The following is a 19,600-nucleotide window of genomic DNA, read 5'->3' on the forward strand; positions in this document are numbered from 1 at the left end:
GCGGGCATCGTGAAAAATCTATGGCAAAGAAAGCCTTATGTTCTCATAACTGACGATTAAATCGCACCTTCCCTTGTGACCTGGGTTCCTAATGACGCTATTCCTTATATTAAGCCCGGCGACCCGATTAATATCCGCTATGAGGCATTTCCTGCTACCCGCTTCGGTCAGTTCTCCGCTGTTATTACCATGATATCCAGCACACCGGCCTCGCCCCAGGAGATCATGACTTATCAGGGTGCGCCGGTAAGCGCAAATAGCGCCATCCCCTGGTTCAAAGTCACGGCAAAGCCAGTAACGCAGGTCATCCACTATGAAGATAAATACCTGCCTTTAGCCAACGGGATGAAGATCCAGAGCACGTTGTTTCTGGAAAAAAGAAAAATCTATCAATGGATGTTTGCGCCATTTTTCGAAATGAAACACAGCGCGATGGGGCCGATTCATGAATCAGAATAGGGTTAAAAAGCTGTTTAAACAGCTGGATCTGACCTTGCGTCGGCGGGTACCCGTTATTCATCAGACCGAAGCCGCTGAATGTGGGCTGGCCTGCCTGGCGATGATTTGTGGGCATTATGGCAAAAATATCGATCTGGTTGCTTTGCGCCAGCAGTTTAATCTCTCTGCTCGCGGCACCACCCTCGCGAGCCTTAGCACAATAGCCGACCAGCTTAAGATGGCGAGCCGGGCGCTTTCCCTCGAACTGGATGAGCTTAATGCCTTAAAAACGCCCTGTATTATCCACTGGGATTTTAATCACTTTGTGGTGCTGGTCAGCGTCAGCCGCAATCGTTATGTCCTTCACGATCCGGCCAGAGGCAAGCGGGTGGTGAGCCGCGCGGAAATGTCGCAATATTTTACCGGTATCGCACTTGAGGTCTGGCCTGGCAGTGAATTTAGTCCGCAGACAATTAAAAACCGTATCAGCCTTAAAACGCTGATTAACAGCATCCACGGGATAAAAGGTACGCTGACTAAAATATTCTGCCTTTCCGTCGTTATCGAAACCATTAATCTTATTCTGCCCATTGGCACTCAACTTGTTATGGACCATGCCATTCCGGCCGGGGATCGAGGATTACTCCTGCTTATTTGTATCGGGCTGGTATTTTTTATTCTGCTTCGCGCTGACGTCGGTATGCTTCGGGCGTGGTCCTCGCTGGTAATGGCAACCCTTATCAACGTGCAATGGCAATCTGGCCTGCTTAATCACCTGCTGAAGCTGCCGTTAAGCTATTTTGAACGCCGTAAACTGGGGGATATTCAGTCCAGGTTTGGTTCTCTGGATGCGCTGCGTTCAACCTTTACCACCAGTGTAACCGGCGCCATTATGGACGGGATTATGGTGCTCGGCGTACTGGTTATGCTGGTGCTCTATGGGGGATATCTGACGTGGGTGGTGCTGGGTTTTACGGCGATTTATGTTCTTATGCGCCTGCTGACTTATGGCTATTATCGCCAGCTCTCAGAAGAGAGCCTGGTCCGGGGAGCACGGGCAAACTCGTATTTTATGGAAACGCTGTACGGTATTGCCACGCTGAAAATACAGGGCATGACTCAGGGGCGTGGAAAACACTGGCTGAACCTGAAAATAGATGCCATTAATTCAGGGATTAAAATCACTAAAATGGACCTTCTGTTCGGCGGCATTAACACCTTTGTGACGGCCTGCGATCAGGTGGCCATTTTATGGCTGGGAGCGGAGCTCGTTATTGATAATCAAATGACCATTGGGATGTTCGTGGCCTTTGGCGCTTTTCGCGGGCAATTTTCTGAGAAAGTCGCGTAACTGACGGCATTTTTGTTACAGCTGCGCATGATGAGTTTGCACAACGAGCGTATTTCAGACATCGCATTGCATCCGCCAGAAGCGGAAAAGCCAGAACGGGAACGGGCGGCCGGGATGACGCCCGTGGCGCTGGAAGTTGTTGATCTTAGTTACCGCTATGACAGCCAGGCTAACCCGGTATTCCAGGGGCTGTCATTTGCCATTGCCGCCGGTGAAAGTGTTGCTATTACCGGTCCATCCGGCGTTGGGAAAACCACCCTGATGAAGGTCTTATGTGGCCTGTTTGTGCCAGACGGCGGCAAAGTGATGGTGGATGGGAGCGATATTCATCAGTTAGGGGTTAACAATTATCACCAGCTCATCGCCTGCGTGATGCAGGATGATCGCCTGTTCTCTGGCTCAGTTCGCGAAAATATCAGCGGCTTCGCTCAACAGGTGGATGAGTCATGGATGATTGAATGCGCAAGGGCCAGTAATATCCACGACACCATAATGACGCTGCCAATGGGATACGAAACGCTAACGGGCGAACTGGGAGAAGGGCTATCCGGTGGGCAAAAACAGCGGATTTTTATTGCCCGGCGCTTTACCGTAAACCGGGCATTCTGTTTATGGACGAGGCGACAAGCTCCCTCGATGCCGAGAGCGAGCGCCTGGTCTGCGAGGCCATTAAAAAAATGAGCATCACCAGAGTGATTATCGCCCATCGGCAAACGACGCTGGCGACGGCAGACAGAGCAATATCGCTGGCTGTCCGCTGATTCAGAACTGGCGTCTGGCCACCAGCCAGGCGCCGATCACCAGTAACACCGCGCCGCAGACCGGCCCCACCAGCGCTTTTAGCGCTACGCCCTGGCTTCTGACGACATCCATCACCAGCCCGCCAATCAACTGGCTTGCCACCAGCACCGCGATGGTGGTTGCTGCGCCCAGATACTGGTAGCCGCTGATACTGGCAAACACAAAAAAGGAGCCGAGCAGGCCGGGGATTATCGTCCACCAGTGTACGGTCGAGGCCAGCTCGCTGAAACCGGCAGCGCCATGTTTAACCAGCAAAATGCTGACGAACAGCACAATTCCCACCAGCGAGTTGAGCAGCATGGCGATAAGAATGGTGGAGGCTGACTGGGTAATGCGCACCATCAGCATATTTTGCACCACCAGGCCAATACCTGCGGCGACGAGGAAGCACAGTGTCAGCGTCTGGTTCATCAGATAGCGTCCGGATCCTGTCGGTCATCGAGCTGTAATTGCAGGAACGTTAAATCCAGCCAGCGACCAAACTTGGTCCCCACCTGCGGCATTTGGGCGGTGAGTTTAAACCCCAGCTTCTCATGCAGATGAATGGAAGCACCGTTTTGCGACTCAATTCCGGCGACCATCACATGCTTGCCGATTTTTCTGGCTTCATCAATCAGCCTGGCCATCAGCGCCTGACCGATCTTTTTTCCCTGGTATTCCGGGTGGACGTAAACCGAGTGCTCGACGGTGTGACGGAAGCCATCAAAAGCGCGCCAGTCGCCAAAAGAAGCGTATCCCGTCACCACGCCACCCTCTTCACTCACCAGCACCGGATAGCCGAGCAGCGCACGGGCCTCAAACCAGGCAATGCGATTATCCACATCAACCGTTTTATCATTCCAGATAGCGGCGGTATGCAGTACGGCGTGATTATAGATTTCAGCAATGGCCGCGCAGTCTTCTTTTAACGCAAAACGAATGTTCATGGTTGAACCTCAGTGGTTGTACACTATAGTATTACGATATGAATACTATCTCAGACAATATAAATCAACGGATCAGTGCGCGAATTCGCATTGAGCGTGAATCCCGGGGCTGGTCACTCAGCCATCTGGCCGAACGGGCAGGGGTTTCCCGTGCCATGATCCATAAAATTGAACGGGGCGAAAGCAGCCCGACCGCCACCTTGCTGGCGCGTCTCTCTGGTGCTCTGGGGATCAGTATGTCCACGCTGATTGCCCGTGCGGAAATGCAGGAGGGAAGACTGCTGCGTTTTGCTGACCAGCCCGTCTGGCGCGATCCGCAGAGCCACTATCTGCGCCGCCATATCTCCCCACGCAGTGATTTGCCTATTGACCTGGTGCAAATTGAATTGCCCGCAGGCAGTGATATCCCTATGCCTGCATCGGCTTATCTGCATGCCCGGCAGCTAATCTGGCTGCAGGAGGGGGAGCTGGTGTTTGTAGAAGGAGAGATCCGCCACGAAATGCAGGCGGGTGATTGTCTTGAACTGGGGCCGCCTAATGACTGCCGCTTCGTCAATGAGTCCGCTGAGAACTGCCGCTACCTGATTGTGCGCTTAAATCCCGGCAACGCGTAAAGTCAGCGTCTCTGTCGGTCCGCCATCCGCTTCTGCATCTTTGTATCCCTTAAGAGCGCGCACATCCGGAGGATACATCCTATTATCTATAGATAATTTTTCGGCACAGGAGCGCTGCATGAAGCAAGAAAGTGAACATAACCGCCGCTGGGTACTGGCCAGCCGCCCGCATGGCGCGCCGGTTGCGGACAATTTTCGGCTGGAAAAGGAGTCCATTGCGGCGCCAGAAGAGGGCCAGCTACTGCTGCGCACCGTCTTTCTTTCCCTCGACCTTTACATGCGTGGACGAATGAGCGATGCGCCGTCCTATTCTCCGCCCGTCGCCATCGGGGAGGTCATGTGCGGGGGGACGGTGAGCCGGGTGGTGCATTCCCGTCACAAACACTTTCGCGAAGGTGAGTGGGTGCTGGGCTACAGCGGCTGGCAGGATTATGCGATTTCCAGCGGTGACGGATTAGTGAAGCTTGGCGATAACCCGCAGCACCCCTCCTGGGCGTTGGGCATTCTCGGGATGCCGGGCTTTACTGCCTATATGGGCCTGCTGGACATTGGACAACCCAAAGCGGGCGAAACCCTGGTGGTGGCGGCTGCAACCGGGCCGGTGGGCGCGACTGTTGGGCAAATCGGCAAACTGAAAGGCTGCCGGGTGGTGGGTGTTGCAGGCGGTGCAGAGAAATGTCGCCATGCTGTTGAAGTGCTGGGGTTTGATGCCTGTCTGGACCACCGGGCCGCGGATTTCGCCTGGCAACTGGCGGCACACTGCCCGAACGGTATCGATATTTATTTTGAAAATGTCGGTGGCGCCGTGTTCGATGCGGTTATGCCATTATTGAATACTTCTGCGCGCATTCCATTATGTGGGCTGGTCAGTGGTTATAATTCGATCGATTTACCCACTGCTCCTGACCGGGTGCCATTATTGATGGCCACATTATTGAAAAAACGCATACGGTTGCAGGGCTTTATTATCAGCCAGGATTATGGTCACCGTATTGATGAATTTCAGCGGGATATGAGCCAATGGATAGCAGAGGGTAAGATCCATTATCGTGAACAGATAACTGAAGGTCTGGAAAGTGCCCCTGAATCATTTATTGGTATGCTGGCCGGAAAAAACTTTGGTAAAGTGGTGATACGTACCGGTTCTGACAACTAAATTGATGATGACGGTGAAAACCGTCATCATATTTCGTGCAAAATTTTTAAAAACAGCTTTAATTAACTATGCATAAGGAATTGATGACCTTGTCGGTTGTGGTTCCTGGTAGTTGTGCATAATAAATAACTATTCGTTCTAACATTTGCGTTACAATCCAATACCAGGCATGCATTTGCATATTATATCCTATGGACATTACGATTCTGGACACGCTACCAGGCTGATAATTAATAAGATTTTTTACAGGATACTCACATGCTTGATTTGGAAAAAGCGCAGCGGACGAGCCTTACTATGCAGGTAGAGGTCAGTCTGAAAAGCGCGCTTATTATTGGCGCTCTTAAACCCGGCGCCCGACTCATTACGAAAGAAATTGCGGATCAGCTCGGCACCAGTATTACTCCCGTCAGGGAAGCGTTACTGCGTCTTGTTTCGGCTGGGGCACTTCATGCGACTCCGGCGCAGGCTTTTTTAGTGCCTGATGTAACTCTGGAACGCTACAGCGAAATTAATCATATTCGTAAAAACCTCGAAGGAATGGCGGTGCGTGCTGCGAGTCAAAATATGACTCCGGCAATCCTTCATGAATTACGTAGCCTGGCAGATGTTTTTCATGAAGCAGTAAAAAGTGGCAATACTGAACTTTTTTTACAAACTAATCGTGTATTCCGTTTTGCTGTTTATCAATATGCCGGAATGCCGACGCTAACCGCTATTATTGAACAACTATGGGTACGTATTGGCCCATGTTTTAATTATCTTTATCCTTCATCTAATGAGTTAAGCCGCGGACATGATTACGGTGATTTATTAGCCGCTCTCGAACAGGGGGATGGAGCCACCAGCGAGAAAGCACTGTGGCGGGCAATTGATGATGGCGCTATCATTTTGCGCAAGCAATTTTATAGCTGACGGATAATAAGCCAGTGAAATAATGCAATAAAATTTGATGATCGCCCCATGCTCCTCACTGAAAATTTGCCCTGGAGGAGCATGAACTTCACATTTTTCTCGCAAATCCAGGTTTCTCCCTGAACATCTGCAATGACGTGCCGATAACCTGATGGTGCGCGGTAAGGCGCTAACATTGATGTGATGCAAGGAGTCCCGGATGTCTTTCAGCCAAGGGTTGAGCAATATTAATATCAGCAAAAAGTTGTCAGTTGGCTTTGGTGTGGTTCTGTTTCTGGTTGCCATTGCTACCGTTTTGAGCGTACTACGATTTAAAGAAATCCGCGACGTATACGAAAAAACCAACCTGATTTATAACGTCAATATCGAGGTCTTTCAGGCCAAAATAAACCGTCTTAAGTACCTCTACGGTGATGAGAAAGCCGGGGAGTTGATGGCCGGGTTCGTGAAAAACGCCGCACAATTAACCGACAGCGCTGAGCAGATGAGCTGGACGGAGAAAGAGGGCAATTATCTTAGCGCTCTCAACCAGAGCCTGGCCGGATTCCAGACCAGCGTAGCGGAAATGCAACAGACGACCAGCGCCCTTAATGCAGTCCGTCATTCGATGGACGAGCTGGCAGCTCAGGATCAGAAAGCACGCATTACTTCCCTGGTCCGCACGCCGGTTGAGGACAGCGCAGTCACAGCGCAGGTCTTTGATCAACTGATTAATATCAGCAGTGTGCGTGACGCTGCCCTGGTGCTGCGTTTTAGTCCGACTACCGAAGCGCGCGAGACGCTGGACAAACGTTTTAATGACACCAAATCTTCAGTGCAGGCGCTTTCCGCCCAGCTTCCGGGCGAGCTTCAGTCGTCCCTGAATGCGCTCTGGAATGACACGGCCAGCTATTACGCCCTGAGCCTGGAGTACTCTGCCGCAGTGCAGGCTGCCAAAGTGGCAGAAGACAAAGTGAAAGTGTCCGGTGACGAAAGCAGCGCCAACATTAAGCAGCTTCTTGGGCTGGTTAAGACGCACAACGATGCGCTGGCGAATACGTCCAGTACCATCACCGCGATTATCGGTCTGATTGCTATCCTGATTGGTATCTTTGTTTCCTGGTGGATCATCCGCCAGATCACCCGTCCTGTCGTGCATAACCTGGCACTGGCGGAACGCATCGCCAGCGGCGATCTCAGTTCGCAGATAACCGCACACAGCAACGATGAGCTGGGCAAACTGACCGGTGCAATGGGCCGGATGAACAGCAAACTGCGCGAGATGATTTCCGAAGTACGCAACAGCGTGTCTCAGGTTTCCCGTGCCGCCAGCGAAATTGCCGAGGGTAATACCGATTTATCTTCCCGCACCGAGCAGCAGGCCGCAGCGGTAGTGGAAACCGCAGCCAGTATGGAAGAGTTAACGGCAACGGTGAAAAATAACGCCGATAACGCCCGTAACGCCAGCCGTCTTGCGGCGCAGGCCTCAACCACCGCAAGTGAAGGCGGCCAGGTGATGCGTGAAGTGGTGACCACCATGAACGACATCAACACCAGTTCAGGGAAAATCGCCGATATCACCGCGGTTATCAACAGTATTGCCTTCCAGACCAACATTCTGGCGCTCAATGCTGCGGTCGAAGCCGCGCGTGCCGGGGAGCAGGGGCGTGGTTTTGCGGTAGTGGCCAGCGGAGTGCGTAATCTGTCCCAGCGCAGTTCACAGGCGGCGAAGGATATTGAGCATTTGATCAGCGAGTCGGTATCACGGATCACCAAAGGCAGCGACCTGGTGGTGAAAGCCGGGGCGACCATGGATGAAGTGGTGCAGTCCGTGACCCGGGTCAACGATATTATGGGCGAGATTTCCTCTGCCTCTGAAGAGCAGAGCCGGGGTATTGAGCAGATCGCGCGTGCGGTCAGTGAACTTGACAGCACCACGCAACAGAATGCGTCCCTGGTGAGCGAGTCCTCATCCGCTGCCGGTTCGCTGGAAGAGCAGGCCCGCCTGCTGGAGCAACTGGTTGCCACCTTCCGTCTGGAGGCGGGTGCGGCGCCAGCTTCTTCTGCGCCGCCACTGTTACGCCCGACGCTGAAATCAACGCCAAAAAGCAGCGCGCCAGCCAGCAGTTCTGACAATGATGACGGCTGGACGACCTTCTAAATTCTAAAAATAACAGGGGGCATTGTTGCCCCCTAACCACATTTAAAACAACGTATTACTCAAACCGATACGCCACCGACAGCCCGACACCATAATTGCGCCCCGGCGCCGGTTCGTAATAACGGCCATTTGATTCATTAACAATCACTGAACCGACATATTCACGGTCGAACAGATTGTCCACGCGGGCAAACAGATCCATTCCCCAGTTGCCCACATTGAGTTTATAGCCGCTGTTAAGACCGACAACCGTCCATGACGGCGCGATCGCGGTGTTTTCATCATCGGCGGCAATGTTGCTCAGATAACGAATATCCGCCCCGGCGTACCAGCCGTCCTCCGGCACATATCCCAATGACGCAAAGCCCATATTGCGGGCGATACCCGGAATACGGTTGCCCTGACAGTCGCTGTCGCTACAGACATCGTCACTGCGGTAGGTGGCATCAAGATATGTCCAGGCCACTTTGGCTCGCCAGTCACCGGCAAACTGCTGATCGAACGACAGCTCCGCGCCCTGACGGCGGGTTTTACCAGCATTTTTATAGGTTGTACGCCCGCCGCTGCTGGTGGCGGTGACCAGCTCATTATCGGTATCAGTACGGAACAGCGCGGCACTCAGCAGACCGTTGCCAATACGGGTTTTACTGCCGATTTCCAGCGTGTCACTGGTTGCAGGTTTGAGACCGAAATTTAGCCCGCTTTGCCCGTCGGCGCGGTAAGAGAGTTCGTTAATGGTCGGTGTTTCAAATCCGCGCCCGGCAGCGGCGTACAGGTTCCAGCCATCGGTAAGCGCGTATTGCAGTGAGCCTGCGGGGAGCCATTTGTGGTAGTTGGCTTCGCCGCTGTCATCGCCATTTGTCGCCGTGATATAGCGATCGTTTGAATCAAACCAGACGGAGCTGTAACGCACGCCTGCATCCAGCGACAGGCGGGATGTTAACTGCCACTGCGTTTGCAGGTAGGGATCGAGGTTCCACATCAGATTGCGTTCGTTACGGCGTAAATCCCCCTGTTGCCCGTACTGCGGCACACCGTTTGCCATCACAAAGTTCTCATAGCCTTTACGCTGTTCGCTCATATTCTCGTAGTTCAGCCCGCCGGTCAGCGTCACTGGCACCAGCCACTCGTCTTTATGCGTCCAGCGGGTATCAACCCCCTGATAGTGACGCGTCAGGCTGATAACGCCCCCCGCGTGGGTGGGATTAAGCTGCGGCGCGCGAGGGATCGACTGGAACTGCGTGGTTTCACGTTCTCCGGCGTACATCGTCAGGCTGATGTTATCCTGCGCGCCTGCCTGGTAGTCGTAACGCAGACCTGCCTGGGTCTGTTTCACCGTCTTACGGGTGTTGTACTGTTCAGCGCGCGGCGACTGGCGCGGATTATCACGCCACTCATCCCGGGTCAGGCCGCCAGGATCCTGGGCTTTGATATCAACACTGTTAAACATCAGCGTCAGTTTACTGACATCGTTAATGCGCACACCCAGGCGGGCGTTGGCGAGATTCTTACGCGCAGCGCTGCGGTCGCGATAACCGTGGGTGGTGAAACGGGTAGTAGAGACGTTGTAGTCCACATCGCCCGCGTGAGTGCCATCGCCAACCGCACCGGTTGCTTTGGTGCCATAACGCCAGCTTCCATAGCTGCCGTAGTAGCTGCTGGCTTCAATTTTGGTTGGCTGGCGGCCTGTTTCCGTTGTCACATTGATGACGCCGCCGGAGGCATTGCCATACAGGGCGGAGAAGGGGCCGCGCAGAACCTCAACGCTGTCCACGCTGTTAAGGTCGATATTCGATGTCTGCCCCTGACCATCCGGCATGGTCGCCGGAATACCATCGACATACAGACGAATGCCGCGCACGCCGTAGGTTGAACGTGAACCAAAACCACGAATGGAAAGCTGAAGATCCTGAGCATAGTTCTGGCGGTTCTGCACCTGTAATCCCGGTACGCTTGCCAGTGATTCTGACAGGTTAATTTGCGGTGTCGCCTGACGGATATCTTCTCCGCTAACCACACTGACCGCAGCAGGCGTATCCAGCTCGGAAACAACCTGAGGGGTGGCGCTGATAACCATGGTCTGCTCATTATCGGCGGACCAGGCCGCAGAACTCAGCAGTGCAGGCAGGATCAGGGCAATTCTTGAGATAGCGAAAGTGTTCATAAGTTGACCAGAATAAAAACGAACCAAATGGAACATGTCGGCAATGTTAATATTTTTGACAAATTATGAAAACCTTAACGGCACATTAGGTTAATACAAAGTGCAGAAAAAATGGAGAAGGGTAAAGGTTGTGTAATTCCCTCTCCACAATGTTACATATAATGATTACTATTCTCAGTTGAGAGGCGATGCCATGACGTCGCCGAAACGGCAGCATGTGAAGCAGTTATCAACGTTTTTATCAAAGGGAGTCGTCATGTCTTTACGTCATTTATGCACGCCGCGTCTGCGCGGTTCTTTGCTTCTGGGTTCACTGCTGTTTGCCGGAGCATTCAATGCCCAGGCGGCAGATGAAATGCTGCGTAAAGCCGTGGGCAAAGGTGCTTATGAGATGGCCTACAGCCAGCAGGAAAATGCGTTGTGGGTCGCCACCTCGCAAAGCCGCAAAACGGATAAAGGCGGCATTGTCTATCGCCTTGATCCTGTTTCACTGGAGGTCACTCAGGCTATTCATAACGACCTGAAACCCTTTGGCGCGACAATCAACAATAAAACCCAGACGTTATGGTTTGGTAATACCACCAACAGCACTGTGACGGCGATGGACGCCAAAACCGGCGATGTGAAAGGCCGTCTGGTTCTGGATGCGCGTAAACGCGGTGAGGGTGTTCGTCCTCTGCAACCCCGTCAGTTGACCGTTGATGAAACCACCAACACTGTCTATATCACGGGGATCGGCAAAGAGAGCGTGATTTGGGTGGTGGATGGCGAGTCAATGAAACTGAAAACCACCATCACCAATACCGGCACCTTCAGCACCGGTCTTGCGATTGATGCCGCGGCCAAACGTCTTTACAGCACCAATGCCGATGGTGAACTGGTCACTATTGATACCGCCACCAGTAAAGTGCTGAGTCGCAAGAAATTGCAGGACGATGGCAAAGAGCATTTCTATCTTAACCTGAGCCTCGATACTGCCGGGCACCGCGCCTTTGTGACCGACTCAAAAGCGCCGGGAGTGCTGGTGGTGGACATTCGCGATGGCAAGGTGCTGGAGAAAATTTCCGCCCCTGAGTCGCTGGCGGTGCTGTTTAACCCTGTTCGCAATGAAGCCTATGTCACCCATCGTCAGGCAGGCAAAGTCAGCGTTATCGACGGCAAAACTTACAAAGTGGTGAAAACCTTCGATACCCCAACTTACCCGAACAGCCTGGTGCTCTCTGCGGATGGCAAAACGCTTTATGTCAGCGTGAAACAAGCCTCAACCAAAGAGAAAGAAGCCAGCGATCCGGATGATGTTATCCGTATCGCACTCTGAGTTTGATGCGATAAAAAAAAGCCAGCCGGTGAACGCCTGGCTGGCTTTTTTACTGCATAACGCAATATTACTTCGCGGTTTCTTCCACCAGCGGCGTTACTGTCTGTTGCTCATCCTGTACGACAGGCGCCGTGCTGTGGATGGCGGCAACGCGTTTACGCACGCCAAACCAACCGGCAACCAGCAGAATCACCAGCAGAGGAATGGAGCCGATGGTCAGGGTGCCGTTCGGGTAATCAAACGCCATCAGCACCAGCACGCTGAACAGGAACAGCAGGGTAAGCCATGACGTGAAAGGCGCGCCCGGCATTTTAAAGCTGACTTCTGCAGCCCGGCCTTCTTTGATGGCTTTACGCAGACACATCTGACAAATCACAATAAACGCCCAGGAGGCGATGATGCCCACTGACGCCTGGTTAAGTACGATTTCGAAGACCTGAGCCGGAACCAGATAGTTCAGGAACACGCCCACCACGTACACTGCCAGCGTCGCAAGGATCCCCGCGTAAGGCACATGCTGTTTGCTCATTTTGGACATGAACTGCGGCGCAGAACCGCCCATCGACATTGAGCGCAGAATACGACCGGTGCAGTACAGGCCGGAGTTCAGGCTCGACAGCGCGGCGGTCAGTACCACGATGTTCATCACATCGCCCATATAAGGCACGCCGAGTTTTGAGAAGAAGGTGACAAACGGGCTCTGACCTGGCTGGTAGGCCGTCCACGGCAGCAGCAGTACCAGCAGCACCACGGAGCCAACATAGAACAGGCCGATACGCCAGATAACGCTGTTGATTGCTTTTGGTACGGTTTTCTCCGGGTATTTACATTCGCCCGCCGCGGTGCCCACGAATTCAATAGAGGCAAACGCGAAGACCACGCCCTGGATAAGCACCAGCGCTGGCAGCAGACCGTGCGGGAAGAAACCGCCGTTATCGGTGATCAAGTGGAAACCGGTAGTATTGCCATCCAGCGGTTTACCGGAGCCGAGGAAGATGGTGCCCACGACCAGGAAGGCGACAATGGCGAGGACTTTCACCAGCGCGAACCAGAACTCCATTTCGGCGAACCACTTAACGCCAATCATATTCATGGTGCCAACAATGGCCAGAGCGCCGAGCGCGAACACCCACTGCGGGACATCGCCAAAGGCGCCCCAGTAATGCATATATAACGCTACGGCGGTGATGTCGACGATCCCGGTCATTGCCCAGTTAACGAAGTACATCCAGCCTGCAACGTAGGCGGCTTTCTCACCCAGAAACTCACGGGCATAGGAGACAAAACTGCCGCTGGAAGGGCGGTGTAAAACCAGCTCGCCCAACGCACGCAGAATAAAGAAAGAGAAGATACCGCAGACCAGATAGACGATCGCCAGTGATGGTCCTGCCATCTGCAGACGCGCACCCGCGCCCAAAAACAATCCTGTACCAATTGCGCCGCCGATAGCAATCATCTGCACCTGACGGTTACCCATCGCCTTGTTATAGCCCTCTTCATGAGAGTTTAACCAGCGTCGTTTCGCGGCCTGATGGTCCGCCGCGTTATTCTCTGTTTTTTTCATTTTGTACCTGTTGACCTGTCTGTCTGACCCTTTGGGGTAACCTTGCCCCCGACAACGCGCCTCACCAATGGTTTGCTCTGTCGGGAAAGTGTCCTGCCTTTTCCATCTTTTTTACCCAGGAATAAGACACAACATGGCGGAGCATCCTACCCGCAATCGTTTTCCGACGCAAAAGATACCAGAGGAAAATATGATGATGATAAGTTGAATTTGTGACGCCGCCAGCAGGCAGTAGAGTAAGCGATTAGAATTGGCGAAAAATGCAGCAGGAATGACTAATCATGCAAAATAATTAGCAGATGAAGCATAAGTGCTGGTGATGATTGTCTGAACGCTGCTTCACACCTGGTGAAGCAGCATCTGTCAGGATCAGACCGTCGCAGGGGTTAATTTAATGCGTTCCAGCGGGCCAACAATAAAGATATACGAGAACAGGCCAATCAAACCCATCGACCCGACGTACAGAATGGCGTAATCAAACGACTGGGTGGCGGAGAGGATCACCCCAATCACCAGCGGCGTGATGATACTGGCCATATTGCCACACATATTGAAGACCCCACCGGCAACGCCGAGCATCTCTTTCGGGGAGGTGTCGCTGAGGACACACCAGCCCAGGTTGCCAAAGCCTTTGGCAAAGAAGGCGAGGCTCATCGCGGCAATCACTACCACTTCCGACTGGGTGTAGTTGGCAATGACAATCACGCAGGAGAGCAGCATCCCACAGATAACCGGCAGCTTACGCGCCACCGTCAGGCTGTAACCTCGTCTCAGTAACCAGTCGGAGAATACGCCTCCCAGCAAACCACCGATAAACCCGGCGATGGCCGGAATACTGGCGATAAAACCGACTTTCAGAATCGACATGCCTTTGGCCTGGTATAAATAGGTCGGGAACCAGGTCAGGAAGAACCAGGTAATAGAGGTGACGCAGAACTGGCCAATATAGACCCCGAGCATCATGCGGTTGACGCAAACGCTTTTGATCTGTGCGAGGGTTATTTTCTCTTTTTTGCTGGCGCTGCCGAGAGTGGGTTCTCCGCCGCCTTCGCGAATATAGTCCAGCTCCTGCTGATTAATTTTCTTGTGTTGCATCGGGTCGCGGATTTTGGCCAGCCAGACAATCCCCAGCACCACGCCAATGGCGCCAATATAGTAGAAGACGTAGTGCCAGCTCATATTGTGCAGGATAAGCGTCATCAGCGGCGTTACTATGCCCAGCGAAATATATTGCGCGGCCTGGTAAACCGCCGTGACAAACCCACGTTCTTTATTCGGGAACCACTGGACGCTTAAGCGACTGTTGGCCGGAAAGGCGGGGGCCTCAATCGCGCCCATCAGCAGACGCAGAATAACCAGAACAATTAATGGACTGGCAAACAGATAAATGGTGCCCTGGAACATAGTGACAAATGACCAGCCAATAAGCGCGCAGCCATAAACCAGTCGGGAGCCGTATTTATCGAGCAGCCAGCCGCCAGGGATTTGCATTATGACGTAGGAGATACCAAAGGCTGAAAAGCCAGCCCCAGCGCCTGTGGGTCAAAACCTAACTCTTTACTCATAATAGGGGCGACGACGGAAAGCGTTGCCCGGTCGGCATAATTAAATACGGTGGCAAGAAATAAGAAAATAAGAATACCGTGACGCACATTAGTGCGCTGAATAACATTACTCATTATCGAATCCTCGGCGAGGGATGAACCCCGGCGTAGTGTATTAACGGGAATGTCCCGTCAGGCTTTTTACTCAGCGGCGTTTTCCGTAAGGCAAGCGGCGCGCTTGCCTGTCAGGGCGACTGCGTAGGGCATGGGTTTTTCGGCATAAAGGCAAACACCCTTATTGGCATCTGAGGTCATGCAGCACTCCTTTTATATAATAATGTTTGCGCTAACATTATTATTAAATGTGGAAGGCGAGATCCAGAGGGAGAGGGCAAATATGTATGAATGATCACACAATAATGCGGCTTTTAAGCTGATCTTAACGCAAGCACGAAAAACTATTCTTCGGCGCAATAATTAAGGCTTAAATGATAGCGATAACAATAATGGGTTTAACTGGCAAATAATGTAAAGCGAAAGGGGGATTATAAGCAGGGGGAAATAAAAAGCGCTGCTCCGTCGGGAGGACAACCATATGGCGGGGCAGCGTGGAATATGTATACCCTGAGTTCCGTCTGAATGATTACGGGTATCGCATCCTATTTAGAACAACATAATGAAATAAGACGGGAGAGTATCCCGTCTTTATTACGACTACGGACGTTTGCCGAATTCGCAGCTCTGCTGCGTCCAGATACGCGCCTGCTCGCTGATGCTGAAGCCCAGACCGTGGCGGTCAGAAACATACATACGGCCATCGCGCAGTTCAAGTTGCTCGTTGAACAGCGGGTTCAGCCATTCGAAATGCTCCAGCCACGGCTCAAGCGGGTAAGCTGCGGACAGGTGCAGGTGCACTTCCATCGCAAAATGCGGCGCCAGTTTACGCCCGTGTTTGGCGGCCAGATCCATAATTTTCAGGAACGGCGAGATACCGCCCACGCGTGGGGCATCCGGCTGCACGAAGTCGCTGGCATTGCCAAGGATCAGTTGCTCATGCTCACGGAAGCTGGTCAGCATTTCACCGGTGGCAATCGGGGTGTCCAGGGCGGCAGCAAGCTGTGCGTGACCTTCCACGTCGTAAGCGTCAAGCGGCTCTTCAATCCACACCAGGTTGAACTGCTCCATTTTGCGACCCATACGGATAGCGGTTTCGCGATCCCACTGCTGGTTGGCATCAACCATTAACGGGAAATCATCGCCCAGCGCTTCGCGCACGGCTGTCAGGCGGCGAATATCTTCTTTGGTGTCCGGCTGGCCGACTTTAATTTTGATCCCGCCGATACCGTTTTCACGTGAAATGATCACGTTTTTCAGTACCTGATCCAGCGGAGTATGCAGGAAGCCGCCGGAGGTGTTGTAGCACTGAACCGAATCGCGGTGCGCGCCCAGCAGTTTTGCCAGTGGCAGGCCCGCGCGTTTGGCTTTCATATCCCACAGGGCGATGTCGATAGGGGAGATGGCCTGTACCGCCATGCCGCTACGACCCACGGACGCGCCCGCCCACAGCAGTTTGGTGTAGATTTTATCGATATCGCTGGGATCTTCGCCCAGCAGATTGTCTGCAATCTCTTTCGCATGGGCGTAAATCCCCTGGCCGCCTGCGCGCTTGGAGTAGCTGAAGCCCACACCTTCGAAACCATCGCGGCTACGAATTTCGGCGATGATGATGGCAACCTCGGTCAGCGGCTTCTGACGACCAGTCAACACCTTGGCATCACTGACAGGGGTTGCCAGCGGCAGGAAGGCGAGGGAGAGTTTTACCCATTCAATACGGTCGCCGGTTTCAGCGGCAGTTTTCGCACCCTGCATCTTGGCGTAGGTAACGGCATCAGAATTAGCACTAACAGTCATGATTAGCTCCTGTGGAGAGGTATTAATGTTTGCGCTAACATTAATAATCCTGACCTTGCATTTATGCCAGTGCTTTGCCGTCAATATGTACAGTTCGTCACAATAAATCGCTGTAAATGATGGCTTGATGTGACTTGTGTCACATTATTATGAGCTGAAGGGCATTGCCTGATTTTTTATGATAGCGATAACATTAATCTCGATAAGGGAACATATAACATACTGATTTTGCACATATCACGGAATGTTGGATGAAAGGCGAATAAATCTAACAAATCGCTTATAATCCCTGTCACAAAAATAAAGCCGTTGTGAGCAACTATGTCGAAAACCTCTCGTCCTGTACCACCACGTGCACCTACGCTTGAAGATGTCGCCCGTACAGCGGGGCTGTCTTCTATGACCGTGAGCCGGGCACTGAATACCCCGCAACTGGTCCGTCCTGGCACGGTGGAGAAAGTCCTCGCGGCGGTAAAAGCGACCGGCTATATCCCTAACGCCCTGGCGGGAGGGCTGGCTTCCCGACGCAGCAAGCTGATTGCTGTCGTCGTACCGCAAATCAATAACAGTATGTTTGTCGATACCATTCAGACCATCAGCGATGAACTGGCCGAGCGTGGCTACCATATGCTGTTGTGTGTGGCGGGTTACACTCAGGACAATGAGGCGGAGCTGGTGGCGACGCTGTTGTCCCGTCGTCCTGACGGCATTGTCCTGACCGGCATTCATCACTCTACCGAGCTTAAACGGGTGATCCTCAATGCCAGCGTTCCGGTGGTGGAGATCTGGGATCTGACGCCCACGCCGCTGGATATGCTGGTGGGTTTCTCCCATGAGAAAGTGGGGGAGGCGACGGCAGAATATTTGCTGCGTAAAGGTTACCGCCACCCTGGTTTACTCTGGACGGTGGATAATCGTGCGGCCCTGCGCCGCAGTGGGCTGACCGATGCCCTCGCACGCAACGGGATTACCGGTTGCCCGGCTATTGATGTCGCACTGCCTGCCCGTTTTGTCTCCGGTCGCCAGGGGTTGGGCAACTTACTGGCGGCGGGCGAGTTCGATGTGATTGTGTGCAGTTCGGACACCCTGGCGCAGGGGGCGATTGTTGAAGCCCAGTCCCGGGGCTTACGGGTGCCTGAGGATCTGGCGGTGATTGGCTTTGGCGATTTAGATTTTGCCGGGGATACCTGGCCGTCAATTACGACCGTCAGCGTCGATCGTCATGCTATTGGTCACCGCGCGGCAACCCTGCTTGCCGACAGCATTGAAGGGATTGCGCCACAGGATGCGGTGGTGGATATCGGTTTTCACTTTGTTGAGCGCGAGTCTGCGTAATGTTATGAAAATCAATGTGATTGGAACCAGCGGTAGCGGGAAATCCACCTTGTCCCGCCGCCTGGCGGCACAGCTTAATGTGCCTTATATCGAAATGGACAGCCTCTACTGGTTGCCTGACTGGCAGGGGCGCAGCGACGAGGCAATGAACAGCCTGCTGGTCGCCGCACTCGAAAAGCCCGGCTGGGTGCTGGACGGCAATTATAACCGTACCCGGGATCTCAAGTGGCGTGATGTTGAGGTGATTGTCTGGGTGGATTATGGTTTCTGGCGCACATTACGCCAGGCCGTGATGCGCGCAGCCAGACGGGCCTGGAAAAAAGAGGAGCTCTGGGCCGGGACCGGCAACCGGGAGAGTTTTCGCCGCTCGTTTTTTAGCCGTGAATCTATCATTATCTGGACACTCAAAACCTGGCGTAATAACCGCCGGCGCTATGCCGCTGATATGGCAAATCCACGTTATCAACATCTGCGTTTTGTGCGTATTACCGGCCCACAGCAGGCCGACACATTTCTTGCAAGTCTGACAAAACAAGGAACAGACCATGCCACACATTGATATTAAATGTTTTCCCCGTGACCTGAACGATGAACAAAAAACCGCACTGGCGGCCGATATCGCCGAGACGATCGCTCGCCACCTCGGCAGCAAAGACAGTTCCATTAGCGTGGCATTAAATCATGTGGAGCCTGAAGCGTGGAAAAGTGAGGTCTGGGATACTGAAATCGCCCCCAATATGGCGAGTTTAATTAAAAAGCCTGGCTACGAGATGTAATTGCCGCGCAGGCTTTTGCACTGCCGCCCGGTGAAATGCCCATTACCCCGGCGCTTTCACCGTTCTGCCGCTGGTGACAAAATTACCGCCCCCGAGATGATGCAGGCTGTTAAGCTTATCGTCATCAAACTGCCAGTGGCCATTAATAAAAGCGCGTTCATCGGCGGCGGCGGCCACCACTTCGCCAAACAGGGTGTCATATTTCTCCTGGGCGGCGGTGGCAGGCAGCAGACGACACTCCATCCAGGCCAGGCATTTTTCTTCAATGATCGGCAGGCCGAGCACCGGGCCTGAAATTGCCGGAATGCCGTAACAGTTAAACTTATCTTCCTCACGCCCGGTGACGCTCCCCACGGCATAAGTCCAGTTGGCGGCGGCAACGCCGGGTATCACGATACCAAACATACCGCTGCGCTCAATCAGCTCCCGCGACCATGCGCTTTTGTCCACCACAATGGCAATACGCGGGGGTGAAAACTCAACGGGCATTGACCAGGCGGCCGCCATCACATTGCGGCGATCGATGCTGTCATCCCGGCTGGTTATCAGTATGGTCGGCCCGTGATTTAACAGGCGGCTGGCATGTTCGAGTGATACCGGGCGGAAATAGCGCATAACAAATCCTTAAGTTCAATAATTACAGCCAG

General features: G+C 53.2%; 14 protein-coding genes and 3 pseudogenes. 10 read left to right on the top strand and 7 right to left on the bottom strand.

What is annotated here, in order from left to right; translation table 11 throughout:
• Nucleotides 1-72: 72 nt before the first annotated feature.
• Together ACSZO4_RS08905 and ACSZO4_RS08910 are read left to right on the top strand one after the other, a co-directional pair.
• Nucleotides 73-459, top strand: a pseudogene (locus ACSZO4_RS08905) (HlyD family secretion protein); the annotation flags it as partial.
• Nucleotides 446-2,550: pseudogene (locus ACSZO4_RS08910) on the top strand (peptidase domain-containing ABC transporter). The pseudogenes ACSZO4_RS08905 and ACSZO4_RS08910, both read left to right, overlap by 14 nt.
• Nucleotide 2,551: 1 nt before the next feature.
• Here the strand turns inward: ACSZO4_RS08910 and ACSZO4_RS08915 are convergent.
• A complete protein-coding gene (locus tag ACSZO4_RS08915) occupies nt 2,552-3,001 on the bottom strand; it encodes a DMT family transporter (RefSeq protein ID WP_437888532.1) in 450 nt (149 codons plus the stop codon).
• Nucleotides 3,001-3,516, bottom strand: a complete 516-nt coding sequence (locus ACSZO4_RS08920) for an N-acetyltransferase family protein (protein WP_437888534.1) — start codon at nt 3,514-3,516, stop codon at nt 3,001-3,003. Before ACSZO4_RS08920 ends, ACSZO4_RS08915 begins: the two co-directional genes overlap by 1 nt.
• Before the next feature lie 38 nt (nt 3,517-3,554).
• Between ACSZO4_RS08920 and ACSZO4_RS08925 the strand changes: the two genes are divergently transcribed.
• The 4 genes from ACSZO4_RS08925 (at nt 3,555) to ACSZO4_RS08940 (ending at nt 8,341) form a co-directional block, all read left to right on the top strand.
• A complete protein-coding gene (locus ACSZO4_RS08925; RefSeq protein WP_437888535.1) occupies nt 3,555-4,130 on the top strand; it encodes a helix-turn-helix domain-containing protein in 576 nt (191 codons plus the stop codon).
• A gap of 118 nt (nt 4,131-4,248) precedes the next feature.
• Nucleotides 4,249-5,286 (top strand): NADP-dependent oxidoreductase, encoded by a 1,038-nt coding sequence (locus tag ACSZO4_RS08930; protein WP_437888536.1) that lies wholly within the window; start codon nt 4,249-4,251, stop codon nt 5,284-5,286.
• A gap of 258 nt (nt 5,287-5,544) precedes the next feature.
• Nucleotides 5,545-6,201: a GntR family transcriptional regulator gene (locus ACSZO4_RS08935; protein WP_437888538.1), complete on the top strand. Its 657-nt coding sequence runs from the start codon at nt 5,545-5,547 to the stop codon at nt 6,199-6,201.
• Nucleotides 6,202-6,400: 199 nt separating this feature from the next.
• Nucleotides 6,401-8,341, top strand: a complete 1,941-nt coding sequence (locus ACSZO4_RS08940) for a methyl-accepting chemotaxis protein (RefSeq protein ID WP_437888539.1) — start codon at nt 6,401-6,403, stop codon at nt 8,339-8,341.
• 55 nt (nt 8,342-8,396) lie between these two features.
• Here the strand turns inward: ACSZO4_RS08940 and pqqU are convergent, their stop codons facing one another.
• A complete protein-coding gene (pqqU, locus tag ACSZO4_RS08945) occupies nt 8,397-10,505 on the bottom strand; it encodes a TonB-dependent receptor PqqU (RefSeq protein ID WP_437888541.1) in 2,109 nt (702 codons plus the stop codon).
• Nucleotides 10,506-10,761: 256 nt separating this feature from the next.
• Between pqqU and ACSZO4_RS08950 the strand changes: the two genes are divergently transcribed.
• Nucleotides 10,762-11,823, top strand: coding sequence for a YncE family protein (locus ACSZO4_RS08950; protein WP_437888542.1), 1,062 nt, complete (start codon nt 10,762-10,764; stop codon nt 11,821-11,823).
• Between the two features lie 67 nt (nt 11,824-11,890).
• Here the strand turns inward: ACSZO4_RS08950 and ansP are convergent, their stop codons facing one another.
• The 3 genes and pseudogenes from ansP to ACSZO4_RS08965 form a co-directional block, all read right to left on the bottom strand.
• Complete coding sequence (gene ansP, locus ACSZO4_RS08955; RefSeq protein WP_437888544.1) at nt 11,891-13,387, bottom strand: L-asparagine permease; 1,497 nt, start codon at nt 13,385-13,387, stop codon at nt 11,891-11,893.
• 369 nt (nt 13,388-13,756) lie between these two features.
• Nucleotides 13,757-15,066: pseudogene (locus ACSZO4_RS08960) on the bottom strand (MFS transporter).
• Nucleotides 15,067-15,645: 579 nt separating this feature from the next.
• The gene (locus ACSZO4_RS08965) at nt 15,646-16,842 is read right to left on the bottom strand and encodes an L-talarate/galactarate dehydratase (protein WP_437888545.1); all 1,197 of its coding nucleotides are present in this window, start codon (nt 16,840-16,842) and stop codon (nt 15,646-15,648) included.
• A 321-nt stretch (nt 16,843-17,163) separates the two neighbouring features.
• Here ACSZO4_RS08965 and ACSZO4_RS08970 point away from each other — a divergent pair, with 321 nt between their 5' ends.
• From ACSZO4_RS08970 to pptA, 3 genes are read left to right on the top strand one after another with little or no spacing between them, the layout of a single operon-like run.
• A complete protein-coding gene (locus ACSZO4_RS08970; protein WP_437888547.1) occupies nt 17,164-18,177 on the top strand; it encodes a LacI family DNA-binding transcriptional regulator in 1,014 nt (337 codons plus the stop codon).
• Between the two features lie 4 nt (nt 18,178-18,181).
• A complete protein-coding gene (locus tag ACSZO4_RS08975; protein ID WP_437888548.1) occupies nt 18,182-18,736 on the top strand; it encodes an AAA family ATPase in 555 nt (184 codons plus the stop codon).
• Complete coding sequence (gene pptA, locus ACSZO4_RS08980; protein ID WP_437888550.1) at nt 18,723-18,953, top strand: tautomerase PptA; 231 nt, start codon at nt 18,723-18,725, stop codon at nt 18,951-18,953. Before ACSZO4_RS08975 ends, pptA begins: the two co-directional genes overlap by 14 nt.
• Before the next feature lie 42 nt (nt 18,954-18,995).
• Here the strand turns inward: pptA and ACSZO4_RS08985 are convergent, their stop codons facing one another.
• Nucleotides 18,996-19,568 carry a flavin reductase family protein gene (locus tag ACSZO4_RS08985; RefSeq protein WP_437888552.1) on the bottom strand — a complete coding sequence of 191 codons (573 nt, stop codon included), beginning with the start codon at nt 19,566-19,568 and terminating at the stop codon, nt 18,996-18,998.
• Between the last annotated feature and the right edge of the window lie 32 nt (nt 19,569-19,600).

The sequence above is a fragment of the Phytobacter sp. V91 genome, from assembly GCF_965644225.1.
GTDB lineage: Bacteria > Pseudomonadota > Gammaproteobacteria > Enterobacterales > Enterobacteriaceae > CBFFRJ01.